We start from the raw sequence: 17947 nt of genomic DNA, 5'->3' as shown, positions 1-17947 counted from the left end.
CCATGCTCAGAAGCCTACGGCGCGCCCGTTGGTTCTAGTCTTGTGAATATGACTGACCGCCGCCTCGCCGTCGATGCATGGGAGAGCCTGTTCCGGGCGCAGCACGAGGTGTTCGCCGAGATCAGCACCGACTTCGAGGGATCCGAGCTGTCTCAGGCCGAGTACGACGTGCTGCTGACGGTGACCCGCGGCGACGACATGACCGCGAAGCTGCGGGACGTCACGGCGCGGATGCTGATCAGCCAGCCGAGCGTGTCCCGCCTGGTCGACCGCATGGTCACCCGCGGGCTCCTCACCAAGTGCGCCGATCCCGGCGACGGCCGCGGCGCGCTCGTCACCGCCACCGAAGAGGGCGCGGCCGCCTTCCGCAAGGTCGCGTCGCAGCACGCCCGCTCCATCGCATCGCGCATGTCGAAGCTCACCACCGACGAGCTGACACAGCTGCGCGACCTCACCGCGAAGCTGCGCGACGGCGACGCGGACTGAGCCCGGGAGCCGACGGCGGGTCAGCCGCCGATCGGGGTGAGCTGGACGACGGCCCAGACGACCACGAGCGCGACCGCCGCGAGCGCCGCGACGGTGAAGGTGAGCGCGACCGCACGGGAAGCCGCGACGGCCGGCAGGAGGAACGCCGCGAGCAGGCCGGTCAGCGCCGAGGGGAGAATCAGCGCGAGCAGGGCGAATGCCGCCCCCGCGCCGACGTGGCCGCTGCCCAGCGCGATGAACACGCCCGGGATGACGGCGGCACCGGCGCCGATCACCGTGAAGACCGCGGCGGCCCTGCGCGGGTAACGCGCCGACGCTGCGAGCGGCCGCGCGAGGATCAGCGAGACGACCGGGACTCCGACCACGGCCGTGAAGACCGAGACGAGCGCCGTGGCGACCATGGTTCCGGCCAGCACGGTCGGATGCTCGACCTCGTCCGCGGCCATCGCGGTCCACGCGAGCGAGCCCAGCCACAGGCCGAGCGCCCCGAAGACGGTGTAGAGGGGGACGCCCACCGTGGCCGCAGCCCATCCCGACGCCGCCTTGACCGCCACCGCCTGCTCGCTCATCGCGTCCTCCTCCGTCGTTCGATGCCCGCTCATCATGCCCTACGGGGCTCAGCCGACGCTGCAGGCGAGGAGCATCCAGCGGTCGAGCGGCGCGAAAGAGAGCACCGCCCACAGCGCGACGAGCACGACGGAGAGCCACTTCGCCAGCCCCAACAGCCGCCGCAGCGACGGCGACTCCGCGACGGGTCGAAGCAGCGCGACGCCGACCGCGCCGGTGAGGGCGCTCGGGATAACGAGGCCGATCAGCGTCGCCGCCACCCCGGCGAGGACGTGGAGGCATCCGGTCACGATGAGCACGCTCGGGCCGACGGCGGCGAGCGCGCCGATGCCCGCACCCTCGAGGATGCCGCGCCCGGACGCGCCCGAGACCCCGCCCTGCACACGCTGCGCGATCGACGACACCCCCGCGACGCCGATGACCACGGCGACGGCGCTGGTGGCTCCGATCGCGGCGGTCGTCCCGCCGAGAACCGACGGGACGAGCACGTCGTCGCACACCAAGCGGTTCCACACCGCCGTCGCCATCCACAGTCCGATGCCGCCGAATATCGTGTAGAGCGGGATCCCGATCAGCGTCGCCAGCCGGGCACGCGTGGCGCCGACGGCGAGTACCTCGCTGGCCACGATCCCTCCCGGCTTCGCGATGCGCCGCTGCGCGCACCCTCACGTGCATTCTGCCTTCAAGACGGGGGATGGCGCACCCCCCTTTCGAGGGTGCGCCATCCGGTCGCGCTGCGAGCGCTGTCTAGGTCGCCGTCATCACTGGTCGACGGGCTGGGGTCCCTCGGCGGACTCGTGCGCCTTGATGACCGGAGAGCCCTCGTCGGTGGCCACCTCGATCTTGCGCGGCTTGGCCTTCTCGCTCACCGGGATCGTGACGCTGAGCACACCGTTGCTGTAGGTGGCCGCGATGCGTTCGGTGTCGATGCCCTGGCCGAGGTTCAGCTGGCGGATGAAGCTCGCCGCCTCGCGCTCGCGGGTGATCCACTTGACGCCCTCGCCGGTGGTGAGCGTGCGCTCGGCGCGGATCGTCAGCAGCTGGCCGTCGACGTCGATGTCGACCGAGCCCGGGTCGATGCCGGGCAGGTCGGCGGTGAGCACGTAGTGGTCACCGTCGCGGTACAGGTCCATCGGCATGCGGCGCGGGCCGCGACGCACGTCGAAGAAGCCCGAAGCCAGTCGGTCGAGGTCGCGGAACGGGTCATAGGTTGCCATGTCGTCTCCTTCTATCGTGAACGGACTGTGGTCTGTAAAGTTGAGCCCTCTCGGCTCAACTAGGACCAGATTAGCACTCTCTGCATGCGAGTGCTAATGCTTTCACCCCCATTCGCGCACGGCGAACGCGGGGCCTTGACGCCTCATCAGCGCGGCCCTCGAGGCGGTTCATCCCAGTTGTCGTTTGATGCCGCCCCCAGCACCCAAGCCGACAATCCGCGCCAAGTGAAGCCCTGCGACACGCGGCTTACTTGGCGGCGACTGCCGCTCCGCGCGGTCTCAGCGACAGCCAGCGCCAACTGTGCGCGGGCGCATAGCGCCCTTGTGGTCGGCTCCTCCCCAGCGACGGCGCGCGGGCCCTCCTCCCCAGCGCGACCCATGTGAGCACGATGACGCAGCCGACGGGCGAGCATGGCGACCATGCCCCCGCATCCGAAGCCCCTGCCCGACGAACTCGGACCGCAGTTCTCCGTGCGCGATGCGCGAACCGCCGGTGTCTCGCTGCGTCGGCTCCGGCACAAGGACCTCGAGCAGCCGTTCATCGGGGCCCGGATGCGCCGCACCGACGGCGTCCTGATCGCGGACTCCGGTCGTTCGTCGCACGCGATCGCCGCCGACGAAGCACGCAGCGACATCCGGCGACGTGCCCGCGCCTACGCGACGGTGATGCCCTCGCACGCGTTCTTCTTCGGGGTGACGGCTGCCGTCGTGTGGGACATCCCGCTTCCGCTTCGAGTGCTGCGCACGGCCACGAGCGTCGGCGGGCGGATGCCGCAGCACGCGCGGCGCTTGGATGTCGCGGTGCATCCCCCTCACCGGGCACCACGGGCGCGCGGTCTCACCTCGCGCCAGCTGAGCCCACGGCTGACGACGACGCGCGAACACGACGGTCTGCGGCTGGCGAGCCCGGCCACCGTCTGGGCTCAGCTCGCAACCGAGCTGTCCGTCGACGAACTGATCGCCGCGGGTGATGCCATCGTCCAGCCGCCACGCCGGCCGAACGGCGCGCGCGACGCGGCATCCGCCCTCGCCGACGTCGCGCAGCTCGAGGCGGCCATGACCGCGGGCCGGCGGACCGGCGCGGCGCGCCTGCGCGAGGCTGTCCCCCAGGTCCGCGTCGGCAGCGACTCGAGCGCCGAGACCGGCCTGCGGCTCGCGATCGAGCGCGCCGGGCTGCCGGACCCCGAGCTCGACTTCACCGTTCTCGACGCTCGGGGCCGGGTCATCGGATTCACCGAACTCGCCTATCCACGATGGCGTCTGCTGCTGGAGTACGAAGGGGATCATCACCGAACCGACCGTGCCCAGTGGCATCGAGATGTCGAGAAGCACGCCGCGTGTACAGATCTGGGCTGGACGGTGCTGCGTTTCACCTCCGCCCACGTCTACCCGTCGCCACGCCCGGCGATCGAGCGGATCCGGACCGCGCTCCGGCGCGCCGGATGGTCAGGCTGACTGCGTCTCCGCCCAGTTGGCGCCGGACGCCGCCCCTCACCCACCACGCGACACCCAGCGCCCACCGAAGCCCCTCCAACCCCGCTCACTTGGCGCCAGACGCCGCCGCCCAGCCACCACGCGACACCCAGCGCCCACTGAAGCCCCTCCGATCCCGCTCACTTGGCGCCAGACGCCGCGCCACCCTTCGCGGGCGACAGCCGGCGCCAACCATGCGGAAGGATGCGCGGAGTCCGGCGCAACAGCGCGGCGTGCGGTTCAGGGGCGCTGGAACGCCACCAGGCCGACGGGGTTGCCGTCGGGGTCGCCGACGAAGGCGTGCCACTCGTCGAATCCGGCCGGGCCGAGGGTGTCGTCGTCGTGGTGGAAGATCACATGCGGCTGGGCCAGCGCCTCTGCCGCGACCCGGTCGAGCGCTTCGTGGACGTTGTCGACCTGCAGATAGATCAGACCGGCCGGTGCGTTGCGGTTCAGCAGCAGCCGGGTCCCCTCGAGGTCGAAGAACACCAGGCCCGCGTGGTCGAAGCGGGCGGTGGGGCCCGCGCCGAGCAGTTCGGCGTAGAACGCCGCGGCCCGGTCGAGGTCCGTCGCGTGCTGAGCGACCTGAACGAGTCTCACATCGTCAGTCTCGCACCCTCGCCCCGTTCACGACAGCGCGCTAGCATCGCGACAGGAGGGGATCGATGACGATGCTCGACACGGATGCCGCCGCGGACGGCGCCCGCATTCTCGCGCGCCTCGAGGACGCGCATGGCACCGATGCCGACCTGCGGCGACGGATCGAGGAGCACCTGCCGACGCTGCACGGCCTGTTCGCGGAACTCTACGGCGACCGCGAGGACGCGTTCGAACAGCTCACGGCCGTCGTCGATGAAGCCGCGGCATCGTGGCGCGCGCGATCGCTCGAGCTGCGGGCCCGGGATCAGCAGCGCGAGGACGATCCGGAATGGTTCCGATCGCAGCGGATGCTGGGCGGGGTCTGCTACGTCGACCGCTACGCCGGCTCGCTCGCCGGCATCCGCGAGCAGATCCCCTACTTCCGCGAACTCGGGCTGACCTACCTGCACCTGATGCCGCTGTTCGAGTGCCCCGAAGGCAACAGCGACGGCGGGTACGCGGTCTCGAGCTACCGCCGGGTCGATCCCAGGCTCGGCACGATGGGCGATCTCGCGTCCCTCGCCGCGGACCTGCGCATGGCGGGCATCTCGCTGGTGGTCGACTTCATCTTCAACCACACCAGCGACGAACACGAGTGGGCCCGGAAGGCGGTGGAGGGCGTCGCCGGGTACGAGGACTTCTACCTGATCTTCCCCGACCGCTCGATGCCCGACGCGTACGAGCGCACCACCCGCGAGATCTTCCCCGACGACCACCCCGGATCCTTCATCCAGCTGCCGGACGGGCGGTGGATCTGGGCGACGTTCCACTCGTTCCAGTGGGATCTGAACTACGCCAACCCGGCGGTCTTCCGGGCCATGGCGGGCGAGATGCTGTTCCTGGCGAACCAGGGCATCGAGGTGCTGCGGATGGATGCCGTCGCGTTCATCTGGAAGCAGCTCGGCACGCCGTGCGAATCGCTGCCCGAGGCGCACCTGCTGCTGCGGGCGTTCAACGCCGTGCTGCGCATCGCGGCGCCGTCGCTGCTGTTCAAGTCGGAGGCGATCGTCCACCCCGACGAGGTGATCCAGTACATCTCTCCCGGCGAGTGCCAGCTGTCGTACAACCCGCTGCAGATGGCACTCACGTGGGAGGCGCTCGCGACCCGCCGGGCCGCGCTCCTCCAGCAGGCCCTGGACACCCGGCACGCTCTGCCCGAGGGCACGTCGTGGGTGAACTACGTCCGCAGCCACGACGACATCGGCTGGACCTTCTCGGACGAGGATGCCGCCCAGTACGGCATCGACGGCTTCGCCCACCGGCGGTTCCTCAACGACTTCTACGTCAAGGGCATCCAGGAGTCGTTCGCGCGCGGCGTGGCATTCCAGGAGAACCCGCGCACCGGCGATGCGCGCATCACGGGGACCACGGCGTCCCTCGCCGGCATCGAGGCGCACGATCGGGGCGGCGAGGACCGGGTCGTGCTCGCGCACGCGATCGCCCTGTCGACCGGCGGCATCCCGCTGCTGTATCTCGGCGACGAGGTGGGCCAGCTCAACGACTATTCGTATCGCGACGACCCGGCCGAAGCCGGCGACAGCCGGTGGGTGAACCGGCCGCGCCGGTCCGAGGAGCTCTATGCGCGGCGCAACGACCCGTCGACGGTCGCCGGACGCGTCTACGCACGGCTCTCGACGCTCATCGCCGCCCGCAAGGCGACACCCGAGTTCGCCGGCAACGCGCTCATCCCGTTCCACGCGCCGCATCCGTCGATCGTGGGCTACCAGCGTCCGGCACAGGATGACGGGATGCACCGCGTGCTCGTGCTGGCCAACATGGGCGACGACCCCGCCGTCGTCGATCCCGTGACGCTCTCGGGCTTCGAGCGGCGCGCGCGCGACGTGCTCACCGGAGCCGCGGTCGATCTCGACGACGGACTGCTGCTCGGCGCCCACAAGTTCGTGTGGCTGCGCGTCGACGCGCTGTGGTGACCGGCGCCGGAAAAGCGAAACGGCCCGCGATGCGGGCCGTTCGTCTACTGTCTCAACACAGTGCGCGCCTCGAGGGACTCGAACCCCCAACCTTCTGATCCGTAGTCAGATGCTCTATCCATTGAGCTAGAGGCGCCCGTGCGCTCACTCGCGCACAAGAGACCAGAATAGCCCATGCGCGGCCTCTGCGCGAATCGGGCGCGCCCTCCGGGCGCGCCGCTCACGAGTCGAGTTCGCTGAGGTCGATGCCGCCCGCGCGCCGGGCAGGCGGTGCGTCCTCGACGACCGGCGGCGCCGACGGCGTGGGGTTCTGGACATGACGTCGATGGGCGGCGAGCTTGGGCAGATCCACCAGCCGCAGCGACTGCATGCGGGCCGACCGCATCCGGTCGTAGTCGGGGTCGAGATCGGGCCGCATGGCCTCGACCTTGAGCCGGCGCTGCAGGTTCGCCTCGACGTCTCCCCATGCGGACTCGCGCGCCTGCTCGATGAGAACGCGCAGCGCCTCGAGGTCGTCGGCGAGGTGGCGCAGCTCACGGGCGACGCCACGGTACTGCTTCTGCCGTCGGCGCAGGTTGCGGGTATCGCGGTCCCGGTAGTCGTGCGTTCCGTCCGGGTCGCTGAACTTGCCCCACGCACGCCGCCGCTGCTGGCCGGTCAGGTCGGCGGCGGCATCCTGCTCATCGGCGAGCGCGACGATCGTCTGATGCGCCAGTCCCACGAACGCATCCGCGTCGAAGGGTGCATCATGCGCGATGACCTCGACCAGGATCTGATTGCGCAGCGTGAGACGCGCTGCGGCAGACGCGATCGAGACGCCTTCGGCAACGGCATCCGAGGTCTTGCCCATCCCCGCCTCCTCAGGTAAGAGGCTACCGGCAAGACGCCCGGCAGGACTGAGCGAGAATAGTCGGACGACCTGCGAAGAACGACGAGAGGCAGCATCCTGTGGCGAAGGCGCGACTGGACATCCACGGCAAGACGACGGTGATCACCGGCGCGGCGAGCGGAATGGGCGCCGAGGTCGCCCGGCAGCTGGCCCGGCGCGGGGCGCGGCTGGCGCTGATCGACCGCAACGCCGAGGGGCTCGACGCCCTCGTCGCAGGCCTCGAGGGGCGCGACCACACGGTGCACGCGGTCGACCTCACCGACGACGCCGCCGTCGCGTCGGCCGCCGAGGACATCATGGCGCGGCATCCGCACGTCCAGGCGCTGATCACGTGCGCCGGATCGTCCATGCTCGGCGGCATCGACCAGCTGACGATGGACGAGATGCGCTGGCTGATGGACGTCAATCTGTGGGGCACCGTCAACATCACGCAGGCGCTGCTGCCCGCCATGCGCCGCGAGCTGGCGGCCCACATCACCCACCTCGTCAGCATCTACGGCCTGGCGGCGCCCGCGGGCCGCATCCCCTACGCGATGAGCAAGTTCGCCGTGCGCGGCTTCACCGAGGCCCTGCGCCACGAGCTCGAGGACACGAACGTGACCGTCGGCGCGGTCTACCCGGCCGGCGTGAAGACCGGGATCATCCTGCACGGACGCTATGCCGCGGCCCTCGATCCGGCCATCGCCCAGCGCGCCGCCGCCGCCCAGGCGGCGATGTACCACACCGACCCCGTCGACGCCGGACGACGGATCGTCGAGGCGACGGTGCGGCGCCGTGCGCGCACGATGATCGGGCGCGAGGCACGGCTGGTCGACGTTCTCGCGCGGATCACGCCCACCCGCTACTGGGTTCCGATGCGCCGGCCGTTGCGCGAGGCCATCGACACGACGACCCCCGTCGCCGCAGTTCGCGGCACCGGCTAGCAACGCCGCCACCGCCGCGCAACCCCCTGGGCACGATGGCCGACGCGACGTACCGTCGGAGGACATCCATCGCGAAGGAGGACATCATGGGATTCCTGGACGACGCCAAGAAGACCGCCGCCGCTGTCGGCGAGTCGATCAAGGACACGTGGGATGACGCCGCCGACCGCATCGGCGACAAGGCCGACGAGGTCGAGGCCGAGGCCGAGGTCAAGAAGGCGGAGGCGGAGCGCGACTCGGTGAAGACGCGCAACGACATCAAGGAGAACCTCCGCGACAGCTGACGCCTCGCGGCTGCACCCCCGGACACGGAGGGCCTTGGAGCGTACTCCGGGGCCCTCTGTCATGCCCCGCCCGGCGGGGTCAGACGATCGCGGCGATGCGCCACGAGGCCGTCGACGACGCCCCCGGCTCGACGACGATCAGGCCGGCGTCGTAGTCGTACTTCGCGGCGTTGAACGCGTCGGGCGCGCACGTCATGGGCTCGACCGCGAGGCCGATGCGCGACGTCGCCGGATCCGGCTTGTCGGCGGTGTGCACCTGGACCCAGGGACACGCCGCATCCCACGACATCTCGACGCCGCGCCCGGCGTCGTCGGTCACGCGCACGGTCGCGACCCCGTCGGCGTCGCGCTCCAGTCCGGTGTAGGCGTGGTCGATCTCAGCGGCCCCGATGCGACGCGCGGCGCGGAAGTCGAACCGCTGCGGGTCGTCGGCGTCCACGTCGCGCAGCTCGATCGGGATGAGGCGCTCATCGGTCACCGTGAGCACCTGGGACGCCGGCAGCTCGAGGGTCCACGCGTCGACGAGCCCATCGCCCGCGACGAGGTAGGGGTGCGGCCCCGTGCCCCACGGCGCCGGGGTGGACGCGGTGTTGGTCACCGTGACCGACTGCGTCAGCCCGTCGGCGGTGAGCGAGAAGGTGGTCTCGATGTCGAGGCGCCACGGGTAGGCCGTCTGCGCGGGGATCGTGGCCGCGAGCGTCACGTGGCTGGGTCCCTTGTCGACGGCCTCGTAGTCGAGCCACACGGCGAGGCCGTGCAGCGCGTGGTGCCGGGCCGGCTCGGTGAGGGCCAGCCGCCGTTCGACACCGGCGAACGTGTACGTGCCGTCGACGACCCGGTTCGGCCAGGGTGCGAGGGTGACGCCTCGGTGGGAGGGCCGTACCTCGTCCGCTTCGAACGGGACGACCAGGTCGCGTCCGTCGTAGGTGAGCGTGCGCAGGGTCGCGCCGACGCTGGCGATGATCGCCTCGTAGTTCCCCGCGCGCAGGGCGTGCTGCGTGCCCGACGTCGTGTGCGGCATGCCGGTCTCCTTCTTCTGCACCGCTGCCGCGGAGGGCGACACGCGGTGCATCATCGGTCATCAGAGCGGATGCCCTGCGGCTCACAACCTTACTGACCGGGCGCCGACACGCCCTGCTTGACCGCAAGATACCCCCAGGGGTATGGTGGGGTCCATGCCCCTGACCGCGACCCCCACCGACGACGCGATCCTCGCCCGCGTCCTGGACGCCCAGCGCACGGCGCTGGAGTCCCTGCAGTCGGCCGCCGGGGACCAGTCGCTGTGCACGCTCAGCCACGAGAGGGTCAACGCCGCGAAGTACTTCGAAGGCGCGGTGACCGCGCTCGGCGACGCGGCCCGCGAGCTCCGCTCGGGGGCCGCCCTGCCCGCACCCGAGGACTGGGGCGGAATCGCGGCCGTGCGCGCCGAGACCGACGCCCGCTGGCGCTCGTATCTCGTGGGCGGTCGCGAAGCCCTCGCCGCCGTGCGCTGATCGGGTCCGGCGACGGACGTCCGCCGTCATGGATCCCGGGCCGACGGGTGCTCGGCGGTTCCGTGGCACGGGTGCACGCGAGCGCACCCCGCGATCGGCAGGCAGAATGGCAGGGCACCACATCCCCGTCGCAAGGAAGCCGATGACCTCGCCCGAACCCGCCCCGCAGCCGACATCCGATCGCCTGAAGGTGAGGCCCGCCGCGCGCCCGCTCGCGTGGATCGCGCGCCTCGTGGCGGTGGTCGCCGTCGGTGTGGTCGCGTGGGCGCTGATCACGTCGTGGGGCGCCGTCGTCTACGGCCACCCGGCCTACCTCGTCCTGCTGGCGGTCACGGCCGTCGGCGCGATCGCGACGCTCACCGTCAGCTTCGTGCGTCCGGCGCGTCCCGGTCGCTGGCGGGTCATCGGCCGGGTGGCGCTGGTCGTCGGGGGTTCGGCGTGGGTCGCCCTCACCGCGTGGCTTCGCCCGTACTCCGCCGTCGAGCCCGCGCTCGCGGCGATGATGTCGGATGCCGAGGTCACGGTGACCGCGTCCGCCACCGACATCGTGCTCGCGCCGACCGCCGGCGCGGGGACGACCGGAGTGTTCTTCCAGCCCGGAGCCCTGGTGGATCCGCGCGCGTACGCCGCCGTGCTGCGCCCCCTCGTCGAGGACGGCCACACCGTGGTGATCGCCAAGCAGCCGCTCGGGATCGCCTTCCTCGCCCTGGGCGCCTTCGACGCCGCGCGTGAGTCCAACCCCGAGATCGACGCCTGGATCGTCGGCGGGCATTCCCTCGGCGGCACCGTCGCGGCCATCGAGGCCGCCGACGACGCGGGCGCAGCTGCCCCCGCCGCGGGACTCATGTTCTTCGCGTCCTACCCGGCCGGCGACCTCAGCACGGAGCTGACGATCCCGGTGATCTCGATCTCGGGCACCGAGGACGGGCTGTCGACGCCCGCCGACATCGAGGCGTCGCGAGCGGATCTTCCGGCGGACGCGACCTTCACCGTCGTCGAGGGCGCATCGCACGCGCAGTTCGGCGACTACGGCCCGCAGTCCGGCGACGGCACGCCCACCATCTCCGACGCCCACGCCCGGTACGAGATCACGGCCGCCGCGCTCGGCTTCGTCGCGGCGAACTCCGACTGATCCGGCGAGCGGAGCCCGGCATCCGCTCTCAGGCGACGCTGATGTGCATCCGCTAGGCTCGTCGCCGATCTCTGTGCATCACCTGGCGCGTTCGGCGACAAGGCGGCACGGCACGCCCGTCCCGATTCCAGAACCACAGCATGCACAGCACCACCTCTTCTCTCGCCCAGCGTCCCGCGAGCCTCGTCCGCGCGACCGGCTTCTCGTACTTCCCCGTCGCGCTCATCGCGCGTCTTCCGTTCGCCATGATGGTCGTCGGCCTGCTCACGCTGGTCGTCTCGGCCCGCGGCTCGCTCGCCGTGGCCGGCATGACCTCGGCGATGACGGGCCTGGGCACCGCCGTCTTCGGCCCCCTGCTGGGCGCCGCGAGCGATCGCTTCGGACAGCGGCGCGTGCTGCTGATCGCCGGCATCGCCAACAGCCTGCTGCTGCTCGCGATCGCATGGCTCGCCTTCGCGCCGGTGCGCGACGCGGTCCTCCTCGCGATCGCCTTCGCGATCGGCGCGACGATGCCGCAGGTCGCGCCGCTCTCGCGCAGCCGCCTCGTGTCGATCATCGGACGCACCTTCTCACGCGAACGCCGCCCCAAGGTGCTCAGCGGAACGATGGCGTACGAGTCCGCCGCCGACGAGGTCGTGTTCGTCTTCGGTCCCGTCGTCGTCGGCCTGCTGGCCACCAGCCGCGGGCCGGCCGCACCTGTCATCGGAGCGGCGCTGCTCGCCCTGGTCTTCGTCACCGCGTTCGCGCTGCATCCCACGGCGCGGCCCTCCGCCGACGGCGCTGCTCGAGCGACCGCGGATGCCGCCGCGCCCGACCAGGCGCCGGCGCTCGAGCTGCTGAGCCCCCGCGTGCTCCTGCCGGTGGTCGGCGCGCTCGGCATGGGCCTGTTCTTCGGGTCGATGCTGACGTCGCTGACGGCGTTCATGGCCGACCGCGGCGCGGCCGAGCAGGCCGGCGTCGTGTACGGGGCGATGGGCATCGGCTCCGCGGCGCTCGCCCTGAGCGTCGCCGCGCTGCCCACGCGCTTCACCCTCTCGGCGCGCTGGCTCGTGTTCGGTGCGGTTCTGGTCGCCGGCGCCGCCGCGACGCCGCTCGCCACCGACGTCGCCGGCATGGCCGCGTGCCTTCTCGTGGTCGGCATGGGCATCGGCCCCACGCTCGTGACGCAGTACAGCCTCGCCGCCGATGCGAGCCCGCGGGGGCGCTCGGCGACGGTGATGACGATGCTCGGGTCCGCCGTCGTCGTCGGACAGGCGGCGGCCACCGCGCTCGTGGGCCTCGTCGCCGAGGAGGCGGGGACCGCGACCGCGATGTTCGCGCCGATGATCGCCGCCGGCGTCGTGCTGGCCGCGGCGATCGCGCACGGGGCGCTCGTGCGTCGCCCCGTCGCGGCCTGAGCCGGCCCCGCGGACGCGGTGCTGCGCGACGGGCCGGCCGCGGCGTGGCAGGCTGGAAGCATGCGCATCGCACTGACGGGATCCACGGGAAAACTCGGAGCCGTCGTGCTCCGCGAACTGCGCGCGAACGGGCATGACGTCGTCGCGTTCGATGTCGTCGGAGCGCGGGCACCCGGTTTCGTGCAGATCGACCTGACCGACTACGGCCAGGTCGCCGACGCTCTCGGCGGCGTCGACCGCAGTGACCCGTTCGACGCCGTCGTGCACCTCGCGGCGATCCCCGCGCCGGGTCTGCGCACCGACGTCGCCACCTTCCACAACAACATGGCGGCGACGTTCAACGTGTTCTGGGCGTCCGTGCGCCTCGGCATCCGTCGCATCGTGTACGCGTCGAGCGAGACCGTCCTCGGCCTGCCGTTCGACGTCCCGCCGCCCTACATCCCGGTCGACGAGGAGTATGCGCCCCGGCCCGAGTCGGTGTACTCGATCGTGAAGACCCTCGAGGAGCAGCTGGCCCGCGAGCTGGTGCGCTGGCACCCCGACCTGTCGATCACGGGGCTGCGGTTCTCGAACGTCATGGTTCCCGAGGACTATGCGGAGTTCCCGACGTTCGACGCCGATGCCCGGGCGCGCAAGTGGAACCTGTGGGGCTACATCGACGCACGCGACGGCGCCCAGGTGATCGAGAAGGCGCTCGAGGGTGCGCCGCTGGGCTTCGAGCCGTACATCATCGCCGCCGCCGACACCGTCATGTCTCGCCCCAACGCCGAGCTCATCGCCGAGGTCTTCCCCGACACCCCGGTCACGCGCGAGGTGTCGGACCACGAGACGCTCCTGGGCATCGACAAGGCCCGCCGCGTTCTCGGGTACGCCCCGCAGCACTCCTGGCGCGACCACGTGGAGTAGGCGGGATGCCCGAGGATCCGCGCGTCGCGGCCGCACGCTACCGCATCGAGCAGCTCGAGTCCGAGGCGGAGGACACCGCCGCGTCGGTCGGCTCCCAGCTCGAGGGCGACGCGGATGCCGACGCGACCGGCACCGCGCCCGCCGCGCAGCCGGACCCGACGCGTCAGCCGACGGCGACCGATCGCGCCGCGTACGTCGAGGTCGCGATCCAGCAGGCGATGCGCCGCGGCGAGTTCGACGACCTGCCCGGGTCGGGCAAGCCGATCCCGCATCTGGGCGACCACCACGACCCGGACTGGTGGATCCGCCGCAAGATCGAGTCCGAGCAGCTCACCGGGCTCGGCCCGCCCGCGCTGACGCTGCGCGTCGAGGACGCGCGGCTCGAGGAGCGACTCGACGAACTGTCGACCGAGGACGACGTGCGCGATGCGCTCGAGGACTTCAATGCCCGCGTGCGCCTGGCCCGCATGCAGCTGCTGGGCGGGCCGCCGGTGGTCACGCCTCTGCGCGAGGTCGACGACGAGATCGTCGCGTGGCGCGAGCGCCGCGAAGCGGCTCGACGAGCGGCGGCCGAGCACGAGCAGCCCGCTCCGCGTCGTCGCCGCGGACTGCGGGCGCGACGCGGCGGCCGATGACCACGCGTCAGGGACGCACGAGCACCTTGAGGGACTCGCGCTGGTCCATGCGCCGGTAGCCGTCGGCGATGTCCTCGAGCGGGACCTCGGCGTCGAACACGCGGCCGGGCTCGACGGTGCCGTCGAGGACCCACGGCAGGAGCGTCTCGATGTACGCGCGCACCGGGGCGATGCCGCCGGTGATCGTGACGTTCCGCGAGAACTGCGCGCGGCCGACCGGTCCGTCGGTGTACTGCGGCACGCCGACGCGGCTGATGACGCCGCCCGGGCGGACGATGCCGAGCGCCTGCTCATAGGCGTCGAGGTAGCCCACCGCTTCGAGCACGGCGTGCACGCCGCCGCCGGTGAGCTCCTTGACGCGCTCGATGCCCTCCTCGCCGCGCTCGGGCACGACGTCGGTGGCTCCGAACGCGACGCCGAGGTCGGTGCGCGTCGCGTGGCGACCCATCAGGATGATGCGCTCCGCCCCCAGCTGCGACGCCGAGAGCACCGCCAGCAGCCCCACCGCGCCGTCGCCGATGACGGCGACGGTCTGACCGCGGCCGACATGCGCGGTGTGTGCGGCGTGATAGCCCGTGCCGTACACGTCCGACAGCGTCAGCAGCGACGGCGTGAGGGCGGGGTCGATGCCGCCCGGCACGCTCACGAGGGTCCCGTCCGCGAACGGCACGCGCACGAACTCCCCCTGCGCGCCGCCGGTCGCGGCATCGTAGAACCCGCCGTGGAGGCATGAGGTCTGCAGGCCTTCGCGGCAGAACTCGCACGTGCCGTCCGACCAGACGAACGGTGCGATCACGTGGTCGCCGCGCCGAATCGTATCGACGTCGTCACCGACCTCCTCGACCACCCCGACGAACTCGTGGCCCTTCGGGACGCCGTCGGGATGCGGCTTCATCTTGCGGTACGGATGCAGGTCGCTGCCGCACACGCACGCGGCCGTCACCCGCACGAGCGCGTCGGTCGGCAGCTGGATCTGCGGCTCGGGGGCGTCGATGACCCGTACGTCACCGGCGCCGAACATGTACGCCGCTCTCATCGGCACTCCTTCGAATCGGGATGCCGCGGCGCGCCCGCGACCGGCGGCGCGGCTCAGCCGCGGAAGTCCTCGGGGTCGACGTGCTCGATGAAGTCCTTGAACTCCTCCACACGCTCCTCTTCGTCCTCGTCCGAGAGCATGTCGGGCGTCCCCGCCTCTTCGAGCACGGCGTCGGCGACGAAGATCGGGGACCCCGTGCGCGACGCGAGGGCCACAGCATCCGACGGCCGTGCGTCGATCGTGTAGACGGCTTCACCGACGGTCAGGGTGACGTCGGCGTAGAACGTGCCGTCTTCGATGCGCGCGACCTCGACGCGCGTCACCTCGGCGCCCAGGGTCTCGAGCATGGATCGCATGAGGTCGTGTGCGAGGGGCCGCGGCGTGGCGGCGTTCTCGACGGCGACGAGGATCGACGTGGCCTCCTGCGCGCCGATCCAGATCGGCAGGATGCTCCCCGCTCCGGGGAGCTCGGTGATGGGCTTGAGCAGGATCACGTGCTGGCCGCTCGAATCGAGCGCCACTCCGGCCACGCGCACCTGAACCATGGCGGGCCTCCCTTCGCGAGCTCGTGTCGGTCCTGCCATCGTATGACCGCGTCGCCCGCTCGTGGGCCGTGCGGCTGCCCGACCGACCACTCTCCCACCACTTCCCCATCCGCCCCGGTCAGGGGTGGACGGGAGCCGCGCCGAAGGCCCGCACGACCGCCGGGTCCGGTCCGTCGACGGCGAATCGCGCGGGCGCGGTCCACGGCGTCGCGCGCTCCCACGCGAAGAGGGCGAGATCGCCGGCGGTCGCGGTGACGCGGGCCGCGGCATCCGTCGCGGGCGTTCCTGCGACGGCCCAGTCCGGTGAGATCGACCACGCCCGGTCGATGTCCGACGCGGCGAGGACGAGCGTTCCCGGCAGCGGCTCGAGCGACGCGCGCGAGCGCGGAAGGAACTCCGCGAAGAGCTCGTCGATCCCGTCGGCGTAGTCCACCGGAGACAGTTCGGGCGCGGCCGTCCACTCCCCGCCGCCCGAGGCGCGGATGTCGATCAGGTGCTTCGTGGTCTCGTAGACCATGCGCCGAGCCCAGAACGCCGCGGTGCCGCCGTCGCGTCCGCCGACGACCCAGCAGGGCCGGTCCATCGGCGTCTCGGCGAGGGTCTCGAGCAGCTCGGCGCGGCACCCCTCGTACCACCCGCGCGGGTCCTCGGCCGACGCGCGCGGCAAGGTCTTCCGGTCGACGGGGCCACCCGACCGGACGATGCCCGCCGCCCACAGGTGGTTGCGGCCGAGGTGGTCGATGAGCGTCGCCACGTTCGGCCACAGGGGCCACGGGATCGCGGCATCCGCAGGATGCCGATCGATCTCGGCCGCGAACGCCGCGCCGGCGCGCGCCACCATCGAGGTGCGGATGTCGTCGACGTCACCGAGCATGCGCCCGAGGGTATCGCGTCCGCGGGTATCGCGTCCGCGGCCGGGTTGCGGGTGTCGGCGCCCTCCGATCTTCCGGGATGATCGAGGCATGTCACGCCACTGGAGCCCGCTCGCGATCGTCTACCTCGTCCTGTCCGTCGGCGGCCTCGTCGGGACGTGGTGGTTCAACGCCCTCGCGATCGTCCAGCTGCGCGACTTCGTCGGCGACCTCGTCACGAGCGGACCGGCGGTGTCGTCGATCACGGTGGATCTGCTCGTCGTCGCCGCGGCCGGAAGCGTGTTCCTCATCGTCGAAGCGCGCCGGCTCGGCATGCGCTTCGGCTGGCTGTACGTCGTCGGCTCGGGCCTCACGGCGTTCGCCTTCACGTTCCCGCTGTTCCTCGCGATGCGGCAGCGGCGCCTGAATCAGCTCGCGAGCGAGGTCGCCGCAGGTCCGGTGTGACCGCACATGCCGCGGCGGTCGGTCACACCTCGGCCGGGATCGCCGCCTCGGGCACCCGCACCGGGTAGAGGGTCCGGACGGTCAGCCACGCGATCGCGGCGCCGACCAGCTGCGCTCCGATGAAGGGCAGCACGGATGCCGGCGCGATGCCGGCGAAGGTGTCGCTGATGGCACGGCCGATCGTGATCGCCGGGTTCGCGAAGCTCGTCGACGACGTGAAGAAGTAGGCCGCCCCGATGTAGGCGCCCACGGCGGGCGCTGCCAGGTGACCCCGGCCGGTGCGCACGAGGGCGAAGATCACGAGCACGAGGCCGAAGGTCGCCACGACCTCGGCGAGCAGGTGCGGCCACGTGGCCCGGTCGGTCGTGCTGAAGGCGGTGGGAACGCCGAACATGGCGTTGGCGAGGGCGGCGCCGCCGAGGCATCCGACGATCTGCACAGGGATGTACACGGCGACCGTGCGCCACGGCCGGCCGCCCGTCGCCGCGTCGACCAGGGACACGACCGGGTTGAAGTGCGCGCCCGACACCGAGGCGAAGACGAGGATGAGCACGCCGAGCCCGAGGGCCGTCGCGAACGCGTTCTCGAACAGGGCGAGCCCGACGTCGGTGGGCGAGAGCGTCTGTGCGGCGATGCCCGATCCCACGACGACCGCCGCGAGCCCCGCGCTGCCGAGGAACTCGGCGACCGCTGCGCGCGGGTTCACGAGGTCGCCAGCAGCTGCGCGATGCGATCGAGGGCCCCCGGGACCAGCCGGAAGTACGCCCACGTGCCGCGCTTGCTGCGGGTGAGGAAGCCTGCTTCGGTGAGCACCTTCAGGTGGTGCGACACCGTGGGCTGGCTGAGCCCGATCGGCTCGGTCAGGTCGCACACGCACGCCTCGGCGCCCTCGGACGCCGCCACGATCGACAGCAGGCGCAGGCGCGCCGGGTCGGCGAGCGCCTTCATCGTGTGGGCGAGGTCGTCGGCCTCGGTGGCGGTCAGCGGCTCGCGCACGAGCGGCGAGCAGCACACGGCGGGCTCGGTCACGTCGGTCAGGTCGAGGGAGAGCACGCATCGATGATAATCGATATTGACA

At 71.7% G+C, this 17947-nt stretch carries 22 protein-coding genes and 1 tRNA gene; 11 read left to right on the top strand and 12 right to left on the bottom strand.

All coding sequences use genetic code 11. From position 1 onward, the window contains the following. Positions 1 to 48 precede the first annotated feature (48 nt). On the top strand, positions 49 to 486 hold the full coding sequence (locus tag P0L94_17225) for a MarR family winged helix-turn-helix transcriptional regulator (protein WES64192.1): 438 nt from the start codon (positions 49 to 51) through the stop codon (positions 484 to 486). Positions 487 to 506: 20 nt separating this feature from the next. On the opposite strand, the gene P0L94_17220 is transcribed toward P0L94_17225, so the two are convergent. The 3 genes from P0L94_17220 to P0L94_17210 all read right to left on the bottom strand — a co-directional run bounded on the left by P0L94_17220 (position 507) and on the right by P0L94_17210 (position 2270). Beyond that, complete coding sequence (locus P0L94_17220) at positions 507 to 1055, bottom strand: hypothetical protein (GenBank protein WES64191.1); 549 nt, start codon at positions 1053 to 1055, stop codon at positions 507 to 509. A 48-nt stretch (positions 1056 to 1103) separates the two neighbouring features. Next, positions 1104 to 1679, bottom strand: a complete 576-nt coding sequence (locus P0L94_17215) for a hypothetical protein (GenBank protein ID WES64190.1) — start codon at positions 1677 to 1679, stop codon at positions 1104 to 1106. Positions 1680 to 1814: 135 nt separating this feature from the next. Next, positions 1815 to 2270 (bottom strand): Hsp20/alpha crystallin family protein, encoded by a 456-nt coding sequence (locus P0L94_17210; GenBank protein WES64189.1) that lies wholly within the window; start codon positions 2268 to 2270, stop codon positions 1815 to 1817. A gap of 420 nt (positions 2271 to 2690) precedes the next feature. On the opposite strand from P0L94_17210, the gene P0L94_17205 reads away from it, so the two are divergent. Further along, positions 2691 to 3725 carry a hypothetical protein gene (locus P0L94_17205; GenBank protein WES64188.1) on the top strand — a complete coding sequence of 345 codons (1035 nt, stop codon included), beginning with the start codon at positions 2691 to 2693 and terminating at the stop codon, positions 3723 to 3725. A gap of 258 nt (positions 3726 to 3983) precedes the next feature. On the opposite strand, the gene P0L94_17200 is transcribed toward P0L94_17205, so the two are convergent. Further along, the gene (locus P0L94_17200; GenBank protein WES64187.1) at positions 3984 to 4343 is read right to left on the bottom strand and encodes a hypothetical protein; all 360 of its coding nucleotides are present in this window, start codon (positions 4341 to 4343) and stop codon (positions 3984 to 3986) included. A 65-nt stretch (positions 4344 to 4408) separates the two neighbouring features. Between P0L94_17200 and P0L94_17195 the strand changes: the two genes are divergently transcribed. Continuing rightward, complete coding sequence (locus P0L94_17195; protein WES64186.1) at positions 4409 to 6313, top strand: amylosucrase; 1905 nt, start codon at positions 4409 to 4411, stop codon at positions 6311 to 6313. Positions 6314 to 6376: 63 nt separating this feature from the next. Here the strand turns inward: P0L94_17195 and P0L94_17190 are convergent. Beyond that, positions 6377 to 6449 (bottom strand) — tRNA-Arg (locus P0L94_17190). An 84-nt stretch (positions 6450 to 6533) separates the two neighbouring features. Further along, a complete protein-coding gene (locus P0L94_17185) occupies positions 6534 to 7163 on the bottom strand; it encodes a hypothetical protein (GenBank protein ID WES64185.1) in 630 nt (209 codons plus the stop codon). A 98-nt stretch (positions 7164 to 7261) separates the two neighbouring features. Between P0L94_17185 and P0L94_17180 the strand changes: the two genes are divergently transcribed. After that, the gene (locus P0L94_17180) at positions 7262 to 8125 is read left to right on the top strand and encodes an SDR family NAD(P)-dependent oxidoreductase (protein WES64184.1); all 864 of its coding nucleotides are present in this window, start codon (positions 7262 to 7264) and stop codon (positions 8123 to 8125) included. Between the two features lie 86 nt (positions 8126 to 8211). Continuing rightward, a complete protein-coding gene (locus P0L94_17175) occupies positions 8212 to 8409 on the top strand; it encodes a hypothetical protein (protein WES64183.1) in 198 nt (65 codons plus the stop codon). Positions 8410 to 8488: 79 nt separating this feature from the next. On the opposite strand, the gene P0L94_17170 is transcribed toward P0L94_17175, so the two are convergent. After that, positions 8489 to 9472: an aldose 1-epimerase family protein gene (locus P0L94_17170; GenBank protein WES64182.1), complete on the bottom strand. Its 984-nt coding sequence runs from the start codon at positions 9470 to 9472 to the stop codon at positions 8489 to 8491. A 112-nt stretch (positions 9473 to 9584) separates the two neighbouring features. Between P0L94_17170 and P0L94_17165 the strand changes: the two genes are divergently transcribed. The 5 genes from P0L94_17165 to P0L94_17145 all read left to right on the top strand — a co-directional run bounded on the left by P0L94_17165 (position 9585) and on the right by P0L94_17145 (position 13972). Beyond that, positions 9585 to 9902: a hypothetical protein gene (locus P0L94_17165; GenBank protein ID WES64181.1), complete on the top strand. Its 318-nt coding sequence runs from the start codon at positions 9585 to 9587 to the stop codon at positions 9900 to 9902. A 142-nt stretch (positions 9903 to 10044) separates the two neighbouring features. After that, positions 10045 to 11034 (top strand): alpha/beta hydrolase, encoded by a 990-nt coding sequence (locus P0L94_17160; GenBank protein WES64180.1) that lies wholly within the window; start codon positions 10045 to 10047, stop codon positions 11032 to 11034. 140 nt (positions 11035 to 11174) lie between these two features. Beyond that, positions 11175 to 12431, top strand: coding sequence for an MFS transporter (locus tag P0L94_17155; protein WES64179.1), 1257 nt, complete (start codon positions 11175 to 11177; stop codon positions 12429 to 12431). A gap of 60 nt (positions 12432 to 12491) precedes the next feature. Further along, the gene (locus tag P0L94_17150; protein WES64178.1) at positions 12492 to 13337 is read left to right on the top strand and encodes an NAD(P)-dependent oxidoreductase; all 846 of its coding nucleotides are present in this window, start codon (positions 12492 to 12494) and stop codon (positions 13335 to 13337) included. 5 nt (positions 13338 to 13342) lie between these two features. After that, a complete protein-coding gene (locus tag P0L94_17145; GenBank protein WES64177.1) occupies positions 13343 to 13972 on the top strand; it encodes a DUF1992 domain-containing protein in 630 nt (209 codons plus the stop codon). 7 nt (positions 13973 to 13979) lie between these two features. On the opposite strand, the gene P0L94_17140 is transcribed toward P0L94_17145, so the two are convergent. The 3 genes from P0L94_17140 to P0L94_17130 all read right to left on the bottom strand — a co-directional run bounded on the left by P0L94_17140 (position 13980) and on the right by P0L94_17130 (position 16427). Then, complete coding sequence (locus P0L94_17140; protein WES64176.1) at positions 13980 to 15008, bottom strand: alcohol dehydrogenase catalytic domain-containing protein; 1029 nt, start codon at positions 15006 to 15008, stop codon at positions 13980 to 13982. Between the two features lie 53 nt (positions 15009 to 15061). Next, positions 15062 to 15553 (bottom strand): bifunctional nuclease family protein, encoded by a 492-nt coding sequence (locus P0L94_17135; GenBank protein ID WES64175.1) that lies wholly within the window; start codon positions 15551 to 15553, stop codon positions 15062 to 15064. Positions 15554 to 15671: 118 nt separating this feature from the next. Beyond that, the gene (locus P0L94_17130; protein WES64174.1) at positions 15672 to 16427 is read right to left on the bottom strand and encodes a maleylpyruvate isomerase N-terminal domain-containing protein; all 756 of its coding nucleotides are present in this window, start codon (positions 16425 to 16427) and stop codon (positions 15672 to 15674) included. A gap of 88 nt (positions 16428 to 16515) precedes the next feature. Here P0L94_17130 and P0L94_17125 point away from each other — a divergent pair, with 88 nt between their 5' ends. Continuing rightward, positions 16516 to 16869 carry a DUF2834 domain-containing protein gene (locus tag P0L94_17125; GenBank protein ID WES64173.1) on the top strand — a complete coding sequence of 118 codons (354 nt, stop codon included), beginning with the start codon at positions 16516 to 16518 and terminating at the stop codon, positions 16867 to 16869. 22 nt (positions 16870 to 16891) lie between these two features. On the opposite strand, the gene P0L94_17120 is transcribed toward P0L94_17125, so the two are convergent. Both P0L94_17120 and P0L94_17115 read right to left on the bottom strand, forming a co-directional pair. Further along, entirely contained in the window at positions 16892 to 17575 is a 684-nt protein-coding gene (locus P0L94_17120) for an aquaporin family protein (protein ID WES64172.1), read from the bottom strand. Beyond that, positions 17572 to 17922, bottom strand: a complete 351-nt coding sequence (locus P0L94_17115; protein WES64171.1) for a metalloregulator ArsR/SmtB family transcription factor — start codon at positions 17920 to 17922, stop codon at positions 17572 to 17574. The genes P0L94_17120 and P0L94_17115 overlap by 4 nt, the downstream gene beginning before the upstream one ends. Between the last annotated feature and the right edge of the window lie 25 nt (positions 17923 to 17947).

Origin of the sequence: Microbacter sp. GSS18 (genome assembly GCA_029319145.1) — a bacterium.
Classification (GTDB): domain Bacteria; phylum Actinomycetota; class Actinomycetes; order Actinomycetales; family Microbacteriaceae; genus Microbacterium.
This window is presented reverse-complemented; position numbering and strand designations above follow the sequence as displayed.

Excerpts from the sequence above, each read along its gene's own strand:
- P0L94_17205 (WES64188.1), top strand. The coding sequence starts at position 2,691 with ATGCCCCCGCATCCGAAGCCCCTGCCCGACGAACTCGGACCGCAGTTC.
- P0L94_17145 (WES64177.1), top strand. The coding sequence starts at position 13,343 with ATGCCCGAGGATCCGCGCGTCGCGGCCGCACGCTACCGCATCGAGCAG.
- P0L94_17175 (WES64183.1), top strand. The coding sequence starts at position 8,212 with ATGGGATTCCTGGACGACGCCAAGAAGACCGCCGCCGCTGTCGGCGAG.
- P0L94_17135 (WES64175.1), bottom strand. The coding sequence starts at position 15,553 with ATGGTTCAGGTGCGCGTGGCCGGAGTGGCGCTCGATTCGAGCGGCCAG.
- P0L94_17160 (WES64180.1), top strand. The coding sequence starts at position 10,045 with ATGACCTCGCCCGAACCCGCCCCGCAGCCGACATCCGATCGCCTGAAG.
- P0L94_17195 (WES64186.1), top strand. The coding sequence starts at position 4,409 with ATGACGATGCTCGACACGGATGCCGCCGCGGACGGCGCCCGCATTCTC.
- P0L94_17150 (WES64178.1), top strand. The coding sequence starts at position 12,492 with ATGCGCATCGCACTGACGGGATCCACGGGAAAACTCGGAGCCGTCGTG.
- P0L94_17185 (WES64185.1), bottom strand. The coding sequence starts at position 7,163 with ATGGGCAAGACCTCGGATGCCGTTGCCGAAGGCGTCTCGATCGCGTCT.
- P0L94_17130 (WES64174.1), bottom strand. The coding sequence starts at position 16,427 with ATGCTCGGTGACGTCGACGACATCCGCACCTCGATGGTGGCGCGCGCC.
- P0L94_17155 (WES64179.1), top strand. The coding sequence starts at position 11,175 with ATGCACAGCACCACCTCTTCTCTCGCCCAGCGTCCCGCGAGCCTCGTC.
- P0L94_17165 (WES64181.1), top strand. The coding sequence starts at position 9,585 with ATGCCCCTGACCGCGACCCCCACCGACGACGCGATCCTCGCCCGCGTC.
- P0L94_17225 (WES64192.1), top strand. The coding sequence starts at position 49 with ATGACTGACCGCCGCCTCGCCGTCGATGCATGGGAGAGCCTGTTCCGG.
- P0L94_17220 (WES64191.1), bottom strand. The coding sequence starts at position 1,055 with ATGAGCGAGCAGGCGGTGGCGGTCAAGGCGGCGTCGGGATGGGCTGCG.
- P0L94_17125 (WES64173.1), top strand. The coding sequence starts at position 16,516 with ATGTCACGCCACTGGAGCCCGCTCGCGATCGTCTACCTCGTCCTGTCC.
- P0L94_17210 (WES64189.1), bottom strand. The coding sequence starts at position 2,270 with ATGGCAACCTATGACCCGTTCCGCGACCTCGACCGACTGGCTTCGGGC.
- P0L94_17140 (WES64176.1), bottom strand. The coding sequence starts at position 15,008 with ATGAGAGCGGCGTACATGTTCGGCGCCGGTGACGTACGGGTCATCGAC.